This window comes from Endozoicomonas euniceicola (assembly GCF_025562755.1).
Taxonomy (GTDB): Bacteria; Pseudomonadota; Gammaproteobacteria; order Pseudomonadales; family Endozoicomonadaceae; genus Endozoicomonas_A; species Endozoicomonas_A euniceicola.
Genome location: NZ_CP103300.1, coordinates 4,570,980 through 4,590,246, shown reverse-complemented (window position 1 = coordinate 4,590,246; position 19,267 = coordinate 4,570,980). Strand labels below are relative to the sequence as shown.

General features: G+C 50.8%; 18 protein-coding genes. 1 reads left to right on the top strand and 17 read right to left on the bottom strand.

Features of this window, described 5'->3' with window-relative positions; genetic code table 11:
- Positions 1-3 precede the first annotated feature (3 nt).
- The 15 genes from NX720_RS18485 to NX720_RS18415 form a co-directional block, all read right to left on the bottom strand.
- Complete coding sequence (locus NX720_RS18485; RefSeq protein ID WP_262596578.1) at positions 4-684, bottom strand: hypothetical protein; 681 nt, start codon at positions 682-684, stop codon at positions 4-6.
- A gap of 50 nt (positions 685-734) precedes the next feature.
- Complete coding sequence (locus NX720_RS18480; protein ID WP_262596576.1) at positions 735-1,034, bottom strand: PAAR domain-containing protein; 300 nt, start codon at positions 1,032-1,034, stop codon at positions 735-737.
- Positions 1,031-1,612 (bottom strand): DUF6931 family protein, encoded by a 582-nt coding sequence (locus NX720_RS18475; protein ID WP_262596575.1) that lies wholly within the window; start codon positions 1,610-1,612, stop codon positions 1,031-1,033. The genes NX720_RS18480 and NX720_RS18475 overlap by 4 nt, the downstream gene beginning before the upstream one ends.
- 8 nt (positions 1,613-1,620) lie before the next feature.
- A complete protein-coding gene (locus NX720_RS18470) occupies positions 1,621-3,780 on the bottom strand; it encodes a type VI secretion system Vgr family protein (RefSeq protein ID WP_262596573.1) in 2,160 nt (719 codons plus the stop codon).
- Positions 3,781-3,801: 21 nt separating this feature from the next.
- The gene (tssH, locus tag NX720_RS18465; RefSeq protein WP_262596571.1) at positions 3,802-6,420 is read right to left on the bottom strand and encodes a type VI secretion system ATPase TssH; all 2,619 of its coding nucleotides are present in this window, start codon (positions 6,418-6,420) and stop codon (positions 3,802-3,804) included.
- Positions 6,420-7,466, bottom strand: coding sequence for a type VI secretion system baseplate subunit TssG (locus NX720_RS18460; RefSeq protein ID WP_262596569.1), 1,047 nt, complete (start codon positions 7,464-7,466; stop codon positions 6,420-6,422). The genes tssH and NX720_RS18460 overlap by 1 nt, the downstream gene beginning before the upstream one ends.
- The gene (gene tssF / locus NX720_RS18455; protein ID WP_262596568.1) at positions 7,430-9,220 is read right to left on the bottom strand and encodes a type VI secretion system baseplate subunit TssF; all 1,791 of its coding nucleotides are present in this window, start codon (positions 9,218-9,220) and stop codon (positions 7,430-7,432) included. Before tssF ends, NX720_RS18460 begins: the two co-directional genes overlap by 37 nt.
- A complete protein-coding gene (gene tssE, locus NX720_RS18450) occupies positions 9,213-9,647 on the bottom strand; it encodes a type VI secretion system baseplate subunit TssE (RefSeq protein WP_262596566.1) in 435 nt (144 codons plus the stop codon). Before tssE ends, tssF begins: the two co-directional genes overlap by 8 nt.
- Positions 9,644-11,026, bottom strand: a complete 1,383-nt coding sequence (locus tag NX720_RS18445) for a type VI secretion system contractile sheath large subunit (protein WP_262596565.1) — start codon at positions 11,024-11,026, stop codon at positions 9,644-9,646. The genes tssE and NX720_RS18445 overlap by 4 nt, the downstream gene beginning before the upstream one ends.
- Positions 11,027-11,100: 74 nt before the next feature.
- Positions 11,101-12,600: a type VI secretion system contractile sheath large subunit gene (gene tssC / locus NX720_RS18440; RefSeq protein WP_262596563.1), complete on the bottom strand. Its 1,500-nt coding sequence runs from the start codon at positions 12,598-12,600 to the stop codon at positions 11,101-11,103.
- Positions 12,597-13,142 carry a type VI secretion system contractile sheath small subunit gene (gene tssB / locus NX720_RS18435; RefSeq protein ID WP_262596561.1) on the bottom strand — a complete coding sequence of 182 codons (546 nt, stop codon included), beginning with the start codon at positions 13,140-13,142 and terminating at the stop codon, positions 12,597-12,599. The genes tssC and tssB overlap by 4 nt, the downstream gene beginning before the upstream one ends.
- A gap of 41 nt (positions 13,143-13,183) precedes the next feature.
- Positions 13,184-13,747 (bottom strand): type VI secretion system tube protein Hcp, encoded by a 564-nt coding sequence (locus NX720_RS18430; protein WP_262596559.1) that lies wholly within the window; start codon positions 13,745-13,747, stop codon positions 13,184-13,186.
- Between the two features lie 134 nt (positions 13,748-13,881).
- Positions 13,882-14,457 carry a type VI secretion system tube protein Hcp gene (locus tag NX720_RS18425; RefSeq protein ID WP_262596557.1) on the bottom strand — a complete coding sequence of 192 codons (576 nt, stop codon included), beginning with the start codon at positions 14,455-14,457 and terminating at the stop codon, positions 13,882-13,884.
- Positions 14,458-14,493: 36 nt separating this feature from the next.
- The gene (locus NX720_RS18420; protein ID WP_262596555.1) at positions 14,494-15,966 is read right to left on the bottom strand and encodes a type VI secretion system protein TssA; all 1,473 of its coding nucleotides are present in this window, start codon (positions 15,964-15,966) and stop codon (positions 14,494-14,496) included.
- Between the two features lie 99 nt (positions 15,967-16,065).
- Positions 16,066-16,482, bottom strand: coding sequence for a VOC family protein (locus NX720_RS18415; RefSeq protein ID WP_262596553.1), 417 nt, complete (start codon positions 16,480-16,482; stop codon positions 16,066-16,068).
- A 472-nt stretch (positions 16,483-16,954) separates the two neighbouring features.
- Here NX720_RS18415 and NX720_RS18410 point away from each other — a divergent pair, with 472 nt between their 5' ends.
- Positions 16,955-17,911, top strand: a complete 957-nt coding sequence (locus NX720_RS18410; RefSeq protein WP_262596551.1) for a DMT family transporter — start codon at positions 16,955-16,957, stop codon at positions 17,909-17,911.
- Between the two features lie 94 nt (positions 17,912-18,005).
- Here the strand turns inward: NX720_RS18410 and NX720_RS18405 are convergent, their stop codons facing one another.
- Together NX720_RS18405 and NX720_RS18400 are read right to left on the bottom strand one after the other, a co-directional pair.
- On the bottom strand, positions 18,006-18,650 hold the full coding sequence (locus tag NX720_RS18405) for a ChrR family anti-sigma-E factor (protein WP_262596549.1): 645 nt from the start codon (positions 18,648-18,650) through the stop codon (positions 18,006-18,008).
- The gene (locus NX720_RS18400; RefSeq protein WP_262596547.1) at positions 18,647-19,249 is read right to left on the bottom strand and encodes a sigma-70 family RNA polymerase sigma factor; all 603 of its coding nucleotides are present in this window, start codon (positions 19,247-19,249) and stop codon (positions 18,647-18,649) included. The genes NX720_RS18405 and NX720_RS18400 overlap by 4 nt, the downstream gene beginning before the upstream one ends.
- Between the last annotated feature and the right edge of the window lie 18 nt (positions 19,250-19,267).

Here is a 19,267-nt window from a genome sequence, read left to right as displayed (position 1 = left end):
CGGCTATACCATGACCCAGTCACTTTCCCCATTAAATAAATCGACAATGGCCCTGACGCCTTCCAGTCCCTGCCTGTAATCCGGATTAATATGAAGTTTAAGCTTGGCCACAGGAAGAATGTATAAACGGGAAGTGAAGCATGTCACCATCCCTATCACAGCTTCACCAGGAACAGGTGCCAGAGTTTCCAGTCGATGGTACTCCCTGGTAAAAGGAAAACGTTCAAACGCAAGGTCACCGTGCCTATAACCGTCATAGTATGCTGGTCTGACATTGCGATGTGTTGGAAAAGGGGGGTTCGGCGCCCCTTTGACAATACCTCCGAGTTCCCTGAGGTCCACCAGGTATATATTCCGATGGGTGCTGTTTTGATAGGCAGCGTAATGACAAATGTAAGACTGAATAGTCGAACTACCGCCAAAACGTCTGGGGGTCGACGCATCGGTCAGTTCCCGGGGAAACCATTCAAGATATTTTGGGTAAAAACCTTTGCTGAAGGCATCAAGAATATCCTGATCGTCTGGCAGGAAAGCATAACCATAAAATCGACGTCCTCGCCCATCCCTGCTTTCCGGCGCCGTACCCTCTAATAACGTCGTATTCTGAAAAAAGATGGGTTTAGTTAAAAGGAGTGTATTACTTTCACTGACCAGGTATCTCCTTTGTCTCCACCTTCTCATCATGGCCTGAACCCTCGCACTGATAAAGCACAAAGCCAATAAAGCGCCTGGTGCTATCCTCCAATGATGACGGTAGGCAAGCCAGAAACAATCACCCCTCCGTGAGCAGTCTCATCGCCCATACGCGCCGCAGGACGGTCATTTATCAATACCGTCAGGCTCCCCATTACCACCACATCGGGTGGCCCCACACAGATACATATCTGCCCGACACCTGCGGCTGGCAGGCCACCTATCAAAACCGTTGTCGGCATGGGCAACAGCGGACCACCCACATGAGGTATAGGAACCACTGCCGGTGTCTGCATTGGGCAAATATGCATATCGCCCGCTCTCGCTGCTGGCCCCATCATGACCTCCCGCTGCCTCCAGCCGCTATGTTGATACCCTGCTTTATAAACTGTTTGTACCGTTTTTCTCCCTGCTTGCCATCAGGCAGTAAGGCCGCCAGAGAGATAGCTCCCGCCACCGCATGACTGTAAAGGTAAGCGGGGGCCGGACTTTCAGGCGCATTCAGGGGGGTAATGCTGCCCCCACTCCAGAATACCGCCTGTGCCAGCCAGCCACAGGCGTTATCCAGACCAATTTTTTTCACTTCTATTTCCGCCAGACGCCGATGAGGCTCAGTATTGTCCGTTAACCACTGATAAACCACCTTAAGGCTCTGCTGTTGTTCAGCAGGCAACGTATCCTGTACAGTTTTGATACAGCAATAACCCCACCAGATGACTTCCCGGACAAACAGGCTGTGACATAAAAACACGACCAGCTCCTGCCACTGCTTTCCGTCGTATAACTGGTTAATCAGCTGGACAGGCGACAGGTCAGGGTTAATGGTTTTTCTGAAGTCAGGCTTCTGCTGATAACGAGCTAGAATATCGGTTGCCTTGAGTTGCGGAATCTTCTTCAATACCGGTACAGTAATCAGCATGAACCACCTCAGTTGATTTTGGTGATAATCCCGGACAACTCCACCAATGCCCCGGCCTTTACAGAGGTCATGGCATCGCCGTTGATGGTCACCAGCGTACCTTTTACTTCGGCATTGATCGACCCTTCCAGGGACGCTGAAATGCCCCCTTTTATCTCCGCCATTGCCTCGGCATCCGCCTTGATATCAGCACCATTGATCTCAACACCGAGAGGCGAGAGTTTAATATTGCTGGGACCACAGCTGATTTCCAAAGCACTGGAAGAAAGGCTGACTTTACTGGCACCCACGGTAAGCTCGATATCGGTTTTACCCTTACCGGAAATGCTGGCTGCGTCCAGGGACAGGCTCCCGGATGCCATGCCAGTCATATTACCCTTAGTCTCCATATCCAGGCTGCCCTGACTGTTGACTATCGTGGCTCCCCCAACCTTTAAATTAAAACCGCCACCGGTCTGCTGCTGATACTTCCCTTTTGTCTGCAACTCATAGTCGGCATCAGTTTTGGTGGCTATGTTTTTAGTGACTTCTGTTGACTGCTCGCCTTGTACCCGGTGTGTGTCGTTTTCTTTAACCGTTCGTTCCGAGGCTTTCTCCACCAGTGTTTTATCATTGCCTGTCACCGTTCGCTCAGCATCGTTCTTGACCACAACCTTCATATCTTTCTGGGCCTGGAGGTACACCAGCTCTTCTTCAGATTTGCAGTTAAAGCGCAGTTCACTGAAATGATCTGCCCCCGCCCCCGGCAGGGATTTTAACCGCATGCCCTGCTCCATTGCGTTAGCATAAGGCTGTTGTCGTTTGCCGTTATACACGGTTCCCACTACCAGGGGCTGATCCGGGTCGTTATCGAGAAAACACACCAATACTTCATCCCCTACCCTGGGAGTAAACTGGCAACCAAAACCATCACCCGCCAGAGGCTGGGCAACCCGGACCCAGCAGGAACTGTTCTGGTCGTTTTTGCCTTCCCTGTCCCAGTGGAACTGCAATTTAACACGGTGATACTGATCCAGAAAAATTTCCTCATTATCCGGCCCCGTCACACAGGCGCTCTGCAACCCTGCCATCACCGGTTTGGACAAGCGCTGCCTGGATTTCCAGGGGATATCCGCTGACAGACAACGAAACCGGTTGGTGTATTCTATAGAACGTCCATTTTCGTCCGTGATAAATGTGTGAACAATGTCACTGAGTAACCAGTCCCGTTGCTCGTCGCTATCGGGGTGGTGATCCAGATGGAAGGTCGTCCCACTGGCAAAATTAAACAGACTGCAGGCTCCGCTGACCTCGCTGAATCCGGTATCAATGCCCTGCATCTGCAATGCAGAAACCGTATTGCCTGTATTTTTTTCCTGAAACCCGCCCGGATAAAAATACTGTTGCAGGTTTTTATGACGAACACTGGTGAATGTTGTTTTTGCTTCATCAGCCATCACCGGCTCCGCCATCTCAACGTTGTAATCAGCTGTTACCACTGAGCCAGCCCCCATACTGTACATGTGTTCCCATTCAGTGATGGCACGGTCCAGCTTGTGACTACCGGCAAAATATTCGACACCACTCTCACCGCAGTCTCCAAACAGACGGTTATTCTCACCCACCACCAAAGTGTGTTGCTCCTGCTGCTGCCGAAAAAAATAGTACCAGCCCTGGGCACTGATAAGCCGCTGAATAAAATCCCAGTCGGTTTCATTAAACTGCACACAATATTCACGTCGCTGATCGTTAGAGCCATTCAGTTCCAGATAGCTATTAAAACCATGTTCCCTGGCAATGGTTGCAATAATCTCACTGACCTTCTGCTGCTGAAATACCCGACAGTTTATTCGCTGGGATAAAAACCATGACCAGGGAGCGGCCACCAGTTCATATTGCAGATAATCCCAGGCGGGCAGACTGCCCACCTGGCGCACCTCGACACAGAAACCGTGAAAAAAACGCTCCTTCCGCCGTTCGGAGCCATGCTGTGGCTGATAACAAAAAGAGATGGACTGCCCCAGCAAATCACGCTCATCCATATCCCGTGCCAGAACCAGAGCTCTGTGTTCAAACAGGTCATCCAGCCGCTCACTACTGGTCAGCCGGGCAACAATCAGCTCATTGCCATCTTCCGTTGTGGCCACCAGCGGTCGGGATCCGGGGTCTAGCGTTTGCCTATTAGCCACTGTTGACTCCTGTTTGGTTTGTTACTGAACACTGAATTCCAACTGATGATTCTCCAGACCAATACGAACCTCTGTAATACTCTCCCCTTTCGCCAGCCGGCTCAGGCACTCTTCTGCCAGCACGGGCATCAAACGTCGGTTGACCTGTTGTTCTATGGCCCTGGCGCCTGTTTGCGGGCTATCATTCCATGCTACGAGCTGTTCAATGGCGGCATCGTCAACTACCAGCAAGGCACCATAACGAGCTGCCAGATTCTTCTCCATACGCTGTAGTGTTAAACGACAGATTTTCGCCATATCAGTGTTGTTGAGTGGAAGGTAGGGAATCAGGGTAAGCCGCCCAAGAAAAGCGGGCTTGAAAAAATGCAGCAGTTCATCATTGATAACAGCAGCGATATCGGCGCTGTCCGGAATACCTTTTCCTTCTTGTTCAAACTGGTCAACCAGGTCACAGATGGCTGCATCAGCAGCATTCGAGGTCATGATGATAATGGTCTGACGAAAGTCCACTTCCCGACCTTCGCTGTCTGCTATGCGTCCCTTGTCAAATATCTGGTAAAAAATATCGTGCACGCCCGGATGGGCTTTCTCCATTTCATCCAGCAACAGTACCGAATAAGGGCTGCGACGAACCGCCTCGGTCAGCACGCCGCCTTCGCCATACCCCACATAGCCCGCTGGCGCTCCCAGCAACATAGAGACTTTATGTTCCTCTTTAAACTCCGTCATATTCAGTACGGTCAGATTCTGTTCCCCACCATACAATTCATCTGCCAAAGCCAACCCTGTTTCTGTTTTACCCACGCCCGACGGGCCACACATTAAAAAAACGCCAATCGGTTTACGGGGATCAGACAGTCCTGCCCGCCCAATTCGTACACTTTTGCTGATTTCAGCGATGGCCTGATCTTGCCCGATCACTCGCTTCCGGAGACTTTCTTCCAGCGTCAGCAGTCGCTGGATTTCATCACTAAGCATGTTGCCTACCGGTATCCCCGTCCACCCTGACACCACGGCGGCCACACTGTCAGCGTCAACTCTGGGATACACCATGGGGGCTTGCCCTTGCAGTTTCTGCAACTGTTCCTGCATAGTCTCCTGTTTTTTCCTCAGGGCTTTATTCACTGTACCAGCCTGCTGATACTGCTCATCGATCGTCTTTTCCTGCGTCACCAGCTCTTCAACCAGGGCCTGTTCCTTCTGCCACTGCACCTTTACGGATTCAACGTCCTGAGAAACCTGCTTAAGCTGCTCCCTTATTGCATTCACCTGCTCTGGCTCCACCAGCCCGGTGGCCTCATCCCGACTCACTTCCGACAGCTCACTACGCAGGTAACGCTCTTGTTGCAGCATTTCCTGAAGGCGCATAGGGGTCGTATGGCGGGACAGGCTGACCCGTGAGCAGGCCGTATCCAGCAAACTGATGGCTTTATCGGGCAACTGTCGTTCGGGAAGGTAGCGAATTGAGAGCCTGACAGCGCTGGTGACCGCATCATCGTGAACTCTTGTTTTATGGTGCTGCTCCAGAGTCAAAGCGACGCTACGCACCATATGAATAGCGGTTTCCTCATCAGGCTCATGGATTTTGACAGGCTGGAAGCGTCGGGTCAGGGCAGCGTCTTTTTCAAAGAACTTTTTATACTCTGCCCAGGTGGTCGCCGCAATGGTTCGAAACTCACCCCGAGCCAGGGCAGGCTTGAGCAGGTTCGCCGCATCATTCTGTCCCGCTGCCCCTCCTGCACCAATCAGTGTGTGCGCCTCGTCAATAAATACAATAACTGGCCGCTCAGACTGTTTCACTTCATTGATCAGATCTTTCAGACGATTCTCAAACTCTCCCTTGATGCTTGCCCCCGCCTGTAACAAGCCAAGATCAAGGTTCAGAATCTGGATGCCTTTCAGATTGTCAGGCACATCCTCACTGATCACTTTTTGTGCCAGCCCTTCAACAACAGCCGTTTTTCCCACGCCTGCGTCACCCACCAGAATCGGGCTGTTTTGACGACGCCTGCACAGAATATCTATGATTTGTCGTATTTCCTGATCCCGACCAACAATTTTTCCCCCGGTGACTTTCCCCCCTGAGGCTGAAGCCTCACCACTGGCTGCTGCCGCTGTCATATCAGTGGTGTATTTATTGAGAGCTGACGCTTTGGGCTCGTCAGCTGCAATGATTTCTGACGAAGCGGCCACCTGCGCCTGTAGTGCGTCTCTTGAAATTTTATGAAGCTCTGTTGTCAGGGGAGTTTCCACCAGGGCAAACGAGTCATTATCCAGTAATGCCAGTATCAGGTGGTGGACGGCAATGGTCTGTTGATGAAAGTTGACAGAAGCAATCAGCCAGGCATCCTGAATCAAAATAACCGTGTTGTGAGCTAAGGCCGGTGTGCCGTCAAAGCCGCCCGGTAGTCGATTTAAACGCTGTTCCAGGTCGTCAATCATGGTGGTCACTGACAACTTCTGGCTAGTGATGATCTGCCTCATTGCAGCGCCGGGCTCCCGGCACAATTGCATCAGCCAATGTTCAATTTCAACCACTTTGTGTTTACGGCTAACACACAGTGCCGCTGCGGTTTCCAGTGCCTGCCTCAGCTCTGTAGAGAGTTGGCCAATAAGGGTTTTCAGTTCAAGCTGCTTCATCACAGAGGAATCTCTGGTACAAATGTTTTACTCTGCCGCACGGAGGGTTCATTATCCGGCAGCCCCGGGTAATCCATAACAATGATCTGATCAGGGTGCCTTTCAGGTATCAGGCAACTGAGTAAACCCAGCCTGGCAGTACTGAGGCAAGGCCTGGCATTGAGTGTGGGCGAGGCAAGGCAGCGCTTGGTGCATTCAATCTGCAGGCGAAAGCGGGCTGCACCGAAAAAGTAGAGTGAGCACATTTCCAATATGGACGGGCCTAACGAACGATCAGAAGTGATCGCTGCGTATTCATCAGGCGCTCTGGCCAGAATCACCACATGGAGCTTGGAGTGCATCAGGTAACAACTGCGCCCTGACACTGCATTCCGGCCAAGATGGCCTACGCTCCGGGTTTTATGGTCGACACGACAGCGCAACCGGGTCAGGCATTCAGGTGCCAGGGGTAAGCGCACCAGCGGCGGTTCTTCAAGACGAATAGCGACGGAGAAATAGTCTTGCAGTATGCCACCCAATAGCACCAGGCTGGTTGTCGTTCGATGCAGAACCGGAGAGTAACGTACCAGATTATCAGGTGGGATCCAGCGGGTAGGAATCGGTATGCCCAGCAGTGTCAGTACCGTTTTATCCAGCAAACCACCGGTCTTGCAACGCTGCTCGTAACGCACTGACAGGCTGGAGCGATTAGCGACCATCGACGTCAGTTTCAGGGTCCGGTGGTTAAATACTGTAAACAGGGCATGCAAATCATCATCGTCCCGAACCAGCCGCTGCTGCTGCTCCAGATCCTGATAAACATAAGGCAGTACACCGTTGTAGCCATTCAGCGACGGGCAGGTGACTTTTAAACGCCAGCCCCTGCGGGTACATAATGCATCGCTGATTTCCGCGGCGGCGTAACCATAAACCGGATCACTGAACGCCCGAAATCCACCGCCTGTTGTTTCGATGATTCTTACCACCTGGGCATACTGCCAGCGCCACGGCTGCTGTTGCAGACTGTCACTCAGCGATTGATCTGATAACCATGTCGGCGTGTACATCGCATGTAGTCTCCGGAATCACCTTTGAGGCGAATGACCACTTCAATAAAACTGTGATAACCCGCATAACCCGCCACCATAAAATCAATCAGATTGACGAACATCATGATGCTGACCTGTTTGAGCCTTGAGGGATCCAGCTCAATGATTAACTCAATGCCCTGGGTAAAACACTGATGTCCACTAATGCGTAGCGGCGCAACCAGAGGCCGAGGCTGCATTTGCACCAGAGAATCAAGCCAGGCGGTGCTGACTGAGTTATTGCGCAGGCAATACACATACATCAGGGTACGAAGGTCACCGGCAGGGTCTCTGCCCTGCAACACCGAGGTAAAAGCGCCTTTCAGATGCACCAGCAGGTTCAGGCGGTTCTTAATATTTTGCTTACGTCGTATTCTTGCCGTTGGTCGCATAATCATTTTAGCGGCGACAGGGAGTGCAATACTGTCCAGACATTCCAGCCTTGGATTATCGGGTAACTCCAGAACCTGCATCCCGTTGTTACAGATCAGATGGGGTGACAGAACCATTGTCTGGTTTTTATTCATCTGAAGTTCCGGATAAACCACTGATAGCTGTCCACATGCATCACTATCGGTTTCTGGCGGATGGTAAAGCCAGAACCGGTTATGCTCTGTATCATTATGCTTCAGGCCATACAAAGGCGGCAGTAGTTCTGGCTGCTCGCCGGTAATATCCAGCACCTTTTGAACCGACTGCACTTCCAGGGTGTTGGCAGAATGGGTATCGGGTACCAGCTGGTAGCTCAGCTGACGGTGATCGACGACCACTGGTTCTGCAATATGCTCAAACAGGTTAATAACAGGCGCACAGCCCAGGCTATAGCGAATGCTACTAAGGGTTGCCACCTGCTCATCAACGGTATCTTCCAGAAACAGCAGCAGAGTCACCCGCTGACAGGCAAACTGCCGCAGAGCATTGCCGATATCCAACAGGCGAAAACCAAAAAACAACTCTGGCCAGGCAAACAGCTCCAGCATCATCTGATAATCAAGGAAGGTACAGTTGTCATGGGTGATCATAGAGTCCCGCCCGGTAAACCCTACCGCTGCGAATTGTCCCATAGACAGGGTCACCTGCTGCTCACTGCCATTAGCCAGAACCATCTGGCAGCGATGTCGCATAAGGTAGTCGTACATCTGAGCCTGATGCCGCGCCAGCCCCTGAAAATGAATAGTGACTTCTGAAAAAGGTGACAAATTAGAAAAACTGCGCGATTCATCCAACATAGCCAGTTCCAGTTTTAATAAAGCGGTGGATGATTCGGGGTAATCAATGTCTGAAAGGACAAACGGTCTTGATTCAAACTGGTGATCAACGATATCAAACGGACACAGTTGCATATCCCGTGTCGTACGAAACAGGCAGAACTGATCTTTATTAACGTAGGCTCTGAACCGGGTACCTGAAGGCAGCGTTGCCACCTGTGGCTGCTCTTTTGAAGGTGCAATCTGAATCATACTGGTCGAAGGCAGAGATTGCAGGCACATGGGAAAAACAATATTCAGCAGGCTGCCGGAAAGCTGGGTTGATCCTTCTGCGAGCTGCCGCGACAGTCGGGCATTAATCAAGGCGAAAGATTCAAGCAGCCGCGCCACATGGGGATCGGATACCGAGTCATAGCTGACCCCAAGGTGACTGGCCAGTTGCGGGTGCTCCTCTGCAAATGCCCTCGCTTCAGCGTACAGAAAGCTTAATTCCCGCTCGTACCAGGACATCAGAGTGTTAGCCAAAGCGACTCTCCTCTATGTTAAGGTGGCTGCTGGTGAGATTCATAACCGAGTCAAAGACGACAGGAACCATTTGTTGTTGCTCACTTTGCAGAACACCCTCAATACGAATCGCTAAGCGATTACCCCGTTTCCTGACTCTGTCTACTTCCACCAGAACATCCTGCAGCCGGGGTTCGTAATACAAGAGCATCTTCTCAATCTCCCGACATAAACGACTGTCCTGAAAATCACTGTGCCCCAGATTTCTGGCTGACAACCCATAACCGTAAAGTGAATGGCATGACAATATTTCAGATTTTACAGTTACCCGGCTTTGCCTTGTTTCAAGCAAATACCGGATATTGCGTCGTACCGAGTGTTTCAGGTCTTCCAGGTTATCGCCAGACGGGGTTTCCTTAAGAAAAGCAGACAGCAGGTCTACGTTCATGATGACCTCCCTTTGGGCCCGGTAGCGGTTGCAGAGGCATTAACAGTAGTGGCATGAGTGGCAGAACTATGAGTAGCAGCCAGCTCACTGGCGTCAGCTTTCAGGACTATATGAGTGTTGATCGCATCAAACTGATACTGTGGCTGTAGCTCAACCAGGCAATGATATACGCCCAGGCTGGCATCGCCTGAAATCTTTGCTGACGCCCGCCTCAGAGGATAGCGGGCCAGTATAGAAGCCTCGGCATAATCGACATTGGATACGTACCCTTGCAACCAGTCATTCAAGTCCCGCTCACAGGCTTCTGAACTCCGGTAACCGCCGATACGCTCTCTGATCATTACTTTCAGATAATGTCCGAAGCGACACCCAATCAGTGTCGTTTGAATCATGCTGAGAATTCGCCAGTCATCGTCGTCTACCGGGGGCTGAAAGACAGACCGGTTGTTAAAAAAAGCCAGTTCCTTAGTCAGGTAGCAAGTTGTCAGGGGAATAAAGCCCTGTTCACTGTAAAACTCCTCAAGGCTGTCTGTGAGGCGTATCCGGGCAGCCAGCGGTAAACCAGTACGAGAGCTAATCAACGCGCCGCCGAATTCCGATTCCCTGAGAAAACCAAACCAGCGAATACGGTTAAACTCCTTCATCACGTTACCGGCAAAAGCAAAGGCGCTGCTACCCCATAGATGATCCCCATCCTTATCGCTGACGGAGTATTCATTAAAGTGTATGCGTTGATAGCAAGCCTGCCACGGAGTCCGAAGCAGTTGTTCAGGCAGGGTCAGTCCCAGAAACTGGCTGACGCTCTGACTACGCAGACGCCGCCAGCCCACAAAGTCATTACTGGCAAGAATACGTTTGACCCGGACCGGATCAGACCAGACGTTAATATCATCAGTTCCCAGAAAATTCCGGGCAACGGGCAGGATCACCGGACACAAAGACTGATGACCCAGCTCACCTAATAGTTGCAGCAGGTAAAAATCATCTGAGCCGCTGATTTCATCCATTTCGGATGAAACCGGATGATCCACCAGCAGCAAACCGAATGGCTCTCCACCCAGAGTATTCAGCTCCTGCTGACAAATCAGGCGATGTAATACAGACGTGTGGATGCTGACGCTCTGGTCAAGATCACTGGCCAGTTCTTCCCAGCTGAGGTCCAGAATCCTTACTCGCAACAGCTTTCCCACCTGATAGGCCGGAACAGCATCCAACATGAACCGGAGACCACGCCACAGCGCTTCGACCCGCTTGTAAGCAGGATGCTGAATGATGACACAGAGCTGCAAGGCAACCATTTCATCAATGCCTGCTACCAGCTTCTGAATCAGTGCTTCAGTCCGCCATTGGTGTTTTTGTTCCGGTGAAATATGGCTCATTACAGCAGAGACCTATATTCGCCTGCAGGTTAGAACCCTTAGCCACAAGGCCAGTCGCATTACAGAGGCAATCGTTAGCCGCCACCACCACCCGGAATATTGGCCACCATACGCAACGAAGTCGTCAGCTCTTCCATCTGTAGCCAGGGGCGCAGGTAGGCGACAGCTGAATAACAACCGGGTCGCCCTGCCTGCGCTTCAACAGTAATTCGCGCTTCCCGCAGCGGAGCTTTGGCTCGCGCTTCATTACCCACCGCATTGGGGTTGACGTATTCGCTGATCCAGTTGGACAAATGTTTTTCCACATCACCAGGATCCATAGCAGAGCCGATTTGATCACGCCCCATTACTTTCAGATAGTGTGCTATACGGGAACTCGCCATGATATACGGCAGGCGGGCAGAAATAGCGGCATTGGCCGTAGCTGCCGGGTCGAGATAAACCTTTGGTCTCTGCAAGGTTTGCGCCCCCATAAAAACACCGAAATTTGCATTCTTGTAGTGTACCAGTGGCAGGAACCCAAGATCAGACAACTCTTTCTCCCGTTCGTCAGTCAGATTGACCTGCACTGGACACTGCTGCACCAGATCCCCCGACTCAGAGGTGTAGGTGTAAGTAGGCAGGTTATTAACCTTGCCGCCATTTTCCAGACCTCGAATAGCGGTACACCAGCCAGACATAGTGAAAGCATCATTAATCAGCAAACCCATCTCATAGGCGCCACTGCTCCAGACAAAGTCATCAATGGACGACGGTCGTCGCTTTCCATCCGAAGATGGCTGAAACTCTTCATAGTCAAAACCTTTTACCGGGCTGTTCCCTGCTCCATAAGGCATACGAGCCAGTGTTTTGGGCATGGTCAGCGCAACATAGCGGGAATCATCACTGTCCCGGAAAGTGTTCCAACTGTTATAGACCGGGGATTCAAACCCGGCTGCCACCGGTCTGCCTTCATTCAGTGTTTCGAAACTGCTGTATCCAAGTATCTTAGGGTCTAACTCTGCAATAAAAGGCGCATGGGCAGAGGCTGCTACAGAAGCCACATAGCGCAACAGCGCAACATTCTCTTCGCTGTGGTCAAAAGCATAATCCCCCAATAGCAGGCCAAAGGGTTCACCGCCTGCTGTACCAAACTCTTTTTGGTAGACAATGTTAAAAAAACGACTACGGTCAATAGCTGGAGCATCTTCAAACTGTTCCAACAGCTCTTCACGGGTTATATCCAGCATTCGAATTTTCAGCTGTTTTCCCAGTTCACTGTTGCGCACCAGTTTGCTCAACCCCCGCCACGAGCCTTCCAGTTTCTGAAAATCGGGCTGATGCATAATTTCACTCATCTGTATTGACATTTTTTCATCCAGCCCGGCGATCGCCTCCTCAATGGTTTTGGTCAGGTTTTTGCTCCAGCTAACGGTACCGGACAGTGCCTCCTGAGTCAGTGTTGCTAACAGCTCTTTAGTCGTGTCTGGCGCTGTCTGGCTGGTTGCAGCAATGGCACGATCAAGAAAGCTGGCAGGGGCTGCTTCAGTTTCAGAGCTTTCTCCGGCTGCAACTTCTGTCTCCTTTTCGCTCACGATTCTGCCTCCTCTTTACCACTGCCTGCACCACCACCTCCATCACCGGGGCTGACACCAAGCTCCTCAGACAGGCTATTCAGTGCCTCAGTACTTTGCAGCACTTCTTTCAACAGTCTCTCAAGATCAAGGGACCGGTCAGCATGAGCCAGCAGCTCCCGCAGCTGGTTGCGTACTTCCATCAATTTGCGCAATGGTTCAACCTGTTGAACGACATTGTCGGGCTCAAAGTCCCGCATGGAACCAAACGACAATTTGACGTTAAATTGTTCGTCTTCATCTACCAGTTTATTGCTGACCCTCAAATCCAGCTGTGGGTCGATGGTCCCCATGACCGTATCGAAATTATCTTTGTCTATATCGATGAAGTTGCGAAAATCGACTTCTGTTTTCTGGTTCTCAGGCTTATCGCCGGAAAATTCGCCAATGACTCCTACAACAAAAGGCAACTCCCGCTGCTCAATAGCTCCATTCGTTTCAACATCATAGGTGATGCTAACCCGGTTTTTGCTGACCCGTTTATGTTGAGCATTCAGAGGCATTGGCTACTCCAGTCGTCTTTAATTCAAAATAAGCCGCATCTTCATAGTTCGTCGGGGGCACTGCCGCCGCCTTTGATGGCATGAGACACAGCCTGGCCGGACGCGAGGTCAAAAGTAACATCACCACCTGCTTCCAGCTTGCCGCCTTTCAGCTCATTCCAGTGTTTAACCCCGATCTTGCTGTAAGCCAGCGCCAAACTCTCAAAGGGCGTCGCCCCGTCAGCAATGCTAATGTTGTAATCGACTATACGGGCATTATCCACCACTACATGAAGATAAACTTCAACACCCTGGCCTGTACGGGAAGGTTTGGTGATAATGACATCGACGGTATCACCAAATTCACCGGGGACATACAGCCGTGACAGGAGCACTTCAGAAGCACCACACATCTCTTTGGTAAACATAATTTCACTCAGCATTAGCTTACCGGTATCGCAGTTGTAAGCATCGCCAGTGCGCATAGGGATCGGGCGGGTCCCGTGCCAGCTCATTGAGCGGATACAAAACCAGCCCTTCTTGCTGATCTTGCTGCCACCCTTGACTAAAGCGGTTGCAGCTCCTTTAACCGGGTTGTCTCCCATCTTCATAAACATATTGGCCATGACATATCTCCTTAGCTGTCAGTACGTCATCAATGGGCGACGGTCGTCGTTTTCCATCCAAAGATGGCTGAAACTCTTCATAGTCAAAACCTTTTACCGGGCTGTTCGCTGCTCCATAAGGCAGAGCCGCATCTTCATAATTCTTTGATGGAAGCGCCGCCGCCACCGCCGCCGCCTTTGATGGCATGAGACACAGCCTGGCCGGACGAGAGGTCAAAAGTAACCTCACCACCTGCTTCCAGCTTGCCGCCTTTCAGCTCATTCCAGTGTTTAAGCCCGATCTTGCTGTAGGCCAGCGCCAAACTCTCAAAGGGCGTCGCCCCGTCAGCAATGCTAATGTTGTAATCGGCTATACGGGCATGATCCACCACTACATGAAGATAAACTTCAGCACCCTGGCCTGTACGGGAAGGTTTGGTGATAATGACATCGACGGTATCACCAAATTCACCGGGGACATAAAACCGTGACAGGAGCACTTCAGAAGCACCACACATCTCTTTGGTAAGCATAATTGGACTCAGCATTAGCTCACCGGTATCCCGGTTGTAACCATCGCCGATACTCATAGGGATCGACCGGGACGCGTGCCAGCTCAGTGAGCGGATAGCAAACCAGCCCTTCTTGCTGATCTTGCCGCCACCCTTGACTAAAGCGGTTGCAGCTCCTTTAACCGGGTTGTCTCCCAACTTCATATACATGTTAGCCATGACATATCTCCTCAGCTGTCAGTACGTTATCACTGATCAGAAAATATCATCCAGATTTTTAATCTCCATCTCATCGGAGCTTGATTCTGGTTGTGACGATTCTTCGTCAGCAGATTCAGATACCTGACTCTGATCACTGACAGCGTCAGAATCAGGCAAGCTTTCAGTAGGCGTTTCTGGCTCTGCATTGACATCAGACTCCACCTCTGCAGATGACCCGTTTGGCTCCGGCACTCCGGTCGCTTCCTGTTCCGGCACTCCGGTCGCGTCCTGTTCCGGCGTGGCCGATGGAGCCAGAGACATATTCAGTTCACCCGGAATAGGCTTCTTGGTCGCCATGTTCATACCTATCAGTTCGGTGATCCGCTCCAGGGCTGTCTCATCTCCCTGTAGCAATTCATGCATGATTTCCGGTAGAGGGGTATAGCCCCATCGAATGGCTTTCTCGAGTAAATACGACACTGGACTTTGAGGCTCTGTTTTCTGGAAAAAATCCGCCAGACTACGCAGCTGATGAAATGCCTGATTCCGCTCAAAGCCCGCTACCGCAGAATAACCCGCTTTGTAGTTGTCGCCTCCACTGGTTCCACTACCATTTGCTGCAGATTGAGATTCAGTATCGGAATCCGACAAGCCTTCTTTTAAAATAGCTGTTTTTTCAGAAATTTCTCGTTCTGATTCAATCATTTTTCGGGCATCTAATGGCCATGGCACAATGACTCCTTCTGTCAGGTTTTGCATGGCGATCAGGTTAGCTTCAAGCTGCTGTCTTAAAAAACGATTTCCCGGCGAAGCCATATTCAACTCGGCAAAGCAGGACTGCAGTGTTTTATCCAAAGTGTCCAGTGCATCCAGTACATCCTGCATACTATTGATGCGTTTAACGATTTCATCCTTGCTGCCGAGAATGTCAGAACGCAACTCCTGAAGCTGGTTACGCAGTTCCGTCTCATCCCGCTGATAGCGGACATAATCAATGTTCCCAACCAGCGGCAGCATACGCAGCGGCACTGCTATCTGACAGCTGTCTTCTGATTCACCAAACAGCAGCTTCAGTGGTCGAGACTGTAATTCCGCGCGCTCTCTGGCTATCCCCTGCTCATCACTGGAGCGGATTTTGTCATCCGGCAGCAGGGGCTGAACATCAGGCCAGAAGGTTCGGACAACCTGTTCAATGAGATTCAGTACATGAGCCAGACGAATGTATGGCTGATCAGAAAACAGCTGTGCCATGGCCAGCCACACCAGGCATTCAAGATCCCGCGATTTGGTCTGGAGAATATCCAGCAGTAAGGTTTCCAGTTCTGACCAGTTTTCCTGATTGGCAATCAGTAACTCTTCCAGCTCGGAAGGGTCAGGATTCAGGGACAGCTTATGCAAGCTGGTTTGGGCAACGTTATAGACGTTGCGTAGTGGTCTATAGAGTTGGCGGTTGGATTTCAGGTACTCACCGGCAGGGTGACCTTCTGACACCGGCGAGCATAAGACACCGACGAGTTCCTCAGACATCAAGCCATACATGGTCGATATTTCACGTGATGGTTTGAGTCTGTAGATTAGACCCTTTGAGCAAAGTTTGCATGTCGAAGACTTGTCATTGAATGGTTGTTAAGCGTTTGCCACCGTCAAACCAACCTCCTGACCATACGACAGTTCAAGGTTATATCCGTCGGGATCTTTAATAAAAGCCCAGTAGCCAGCAGGATACCCCGTATCTACCGGTTCCCGTACCAGGATATTAGCTTTACGAGCACGGTCGCATAGTTTGTCCAGTCTCTCGCGTGACTCGCAACCGACGCCAAGATGCGCGAAAGACCCAAGGGGCGGTGCAGGCTGATTCGATTCCATCAGCACAATAACAAAGGGTCTGGTTTGATCCGACAGCCACACCACACGGGTAGAGCCTGGCTCAATGCCTCGCTCATGAACCACTTTCATATTGGCGTATTCACCATAGAACTGGATACTGGCGTCGATGTTCTTAGACGTCAGTGCAATATGGGTCAGCCCGATATCTTTGTTCATCCGATGTACCTCCTCTGTCAAGCGGGACGTTCTTGTTATCATTTAACCATACTGATTATTTCCGTTTTCGGCTATAACTGCTGGAACTGTTTGCAGGCGACTAGGAGCCTGACCGAGAATAGCGCCCGTAGCGAGGACGGCAGAAAATTGAGGATGAAAATTTGGTTTTGTGAGGAGAATAGCGAGCTATTTGACGAACAAAAGCGAATTTTCAGACCAATTTACCGCCGCCGCAGTAGGGCAGTCTATTCTCGGCCAGGCTCCTATCTGTGTCAGATACCCACAAATCCAGCGTTAATTATCGAATCCACTCATGAATATCAGTAAAACATTCCATTTAACTGATAAGGTCACTCACCATACAATGCTGTATAGCGGGGCGGGCTGGTGAAAAAACTGATGGACACCATTCGTCAGTTTTTTAATTCATTAAAAGCCGGAACGTCTGGCTGATTACACCGTTGAGTTTTAAATGGGAAAAAATATAAGACGCTGGATGCCTGAAGGCCTGAAGTTCATGCTGGTGTCATCGCTGGCATTTGCCCTGATGTCGAGCTGCGTAAAACTGGTTAATACTTACAATATTCCGGTTCTCCAGATTGTTGCCGCGCGGGCGTTTATCTCGCTGCTGCTGAGTTATGCCGACATTAAACGTAAAGGCATTTCAATGTGGGGCAACAACAAGGTACTTCTCACTCTGAGAGGCGTTGCGGGTGTTCTGGCCCTGATGTGCATTTATTACGCACTGACAATACTGCCGCTGGCAGAAGCCAATATTCTGCAGAACCTGACGCCGGTCTTCACCGCAGCGTTAGCCATTTTAGTGCTTGGAGAAAAGGTCCATCGTTCAACGGTTATCTGTATTATTCTGTCGCTTATGGGGCTTATTATCACGGTAAAACCGGGGCTTCTGGTGAGCAATGCCAATGACCTGCCAGCGGTGGGTGTCATGGCGGCCCTGGTGGGGGCGGCAGGCAGCGCCATTGCCTATGTGATTGTGAAAAAACTCAGTGCCAGTGAAGACAGTTCTGTCATTATCTTTTATTTTCCGATGGTCGCTTTACCGGTTTCCCTGGCGCTGCTTGGAAATGATATTGTCATGCCAGACTTTGAAGCCCTGACGCTCCTGCTGCTGATCGGAGTGCTGACCCAGGTGGTACAAATTTGCCTGACCCGGGCCATGCAGGTGGAAGCGGCCAACAAAGTCACCGCTTACTCTTATGTTCAGATTATTTTCTCAATGTTCATGGGCGGATTATTTTTCAACGAAATACCTTCCATGTGGACATGGCTGGGCGGAAGCCTGATTGTTGCGGGTGCTTTGATTAACGTGATCGGGCACTCTCATCCCGGGAGAAAGTCCGAAAAAAACGCCCGGAAATCTCAGAAGCAAAATCAGTCTGTCACTCTGGAATCTGGCTCTGCCTGACGGTTCCTGAGGCATTGAAAAAAAAATGACGCAGCGGCTATTGTTATTCTTATTAGCCACTGCGTCAGAAAGGATCGTGCATCCATTCACCGCCTCAAAGGTCAAAGAAAGGCTGCAGCAGTCGTGGAATCAAACCTGTGAATTTCAGCGGCGCATCCGTCGCTATCAGACAGATGCAGTCTTCTTGAGTGTCTGCCATTGGCTGGTGACTAATGTCACCGTCAAGGTCAGCGACATCACCGGCACAGAAGCGCCCCAGTTCATCACTGTATGACCCCTGCAATACCAGAGTCAGCTCTGAGCCGATATGACTGTGTTTAGGCATACTGGTGCCGGGGGTTATTTTCAGCAGTCGCAACTTGCCCACAGAGGCTGGAATAACAAACTGCTTCATACCCGGTGCCAGAGCCCGCCAGTGCAGCTTATGAAGGTCTTCCCCCAGCATGGGTTGCAACGCTACAGGAATATTACCGGTATCCTTTCTGAAAACGGGGTGCGAAGATCCCGGATCAATACGGTCAAGCATTGCCAACATCTGGTTCCGGCTTCCTTCCGACATGGCTACAGGTTCCAGCTGTTCCAGCAGTGAACGTCCAACCGCCTCAGCATCAGACACCATTTTACGACAGTGTTCACAGCAGGACAGATGGCAGGCAATGACCATAGCGTTGGCCTCCGGCAAACTGCCTGCCGCATAACTCATTAGGGAGCTGGGATCAGGATGATGTTTTGCTGTCATGATTCCCCTCCTGTTGACTGGTCTGCCTGACCAATCTGTTTACGCAGTTTGTCGAAGGCCAGGCGCAGGCCTGATTTCACACTACCTAAAGGAATATCCATATCGTCAGCAATCTCCCGATGCGACTTGCCTTCAAAGTACACTTTGTAAACCAGTTGTGATTGTTGGTGGGGCAGGTTACTGATCGCCTGAACCAGCTTATCGGAATCTGCCGAAGCATCGCTGGGTTCAAACCCCATTTCCGGATAAACATCCATCGGCACCGTAAAGCCCGGCTTTTCTTTGCGCATCCGGTCTATCCAGAGATTACGTGCGATCCTGAAAATCCAGGTCGATACTGCGGCTTTATCCGGGTTATAGCTGCCACAGTGCCGCCAGACCGACAGCATGGTTTCCTGAACCAGTTCTTCCGCCACGTCCGCATGAGCCCCTTTCCGAATCAGGTGATTCTTTAAACGGGGAGCGAAGTAGTCGTAAAGGCGCACAAACAGTTGCCTGTCCCGGTATTTAGCCAGGTCAACCAGATTTTGCCTTATTGTTTCAGGAGTGGTGTCGTCTGATTCCATATTGTGTTTATACGCAATAACAGTGAATATCATACTGTCTGCCACAATTTG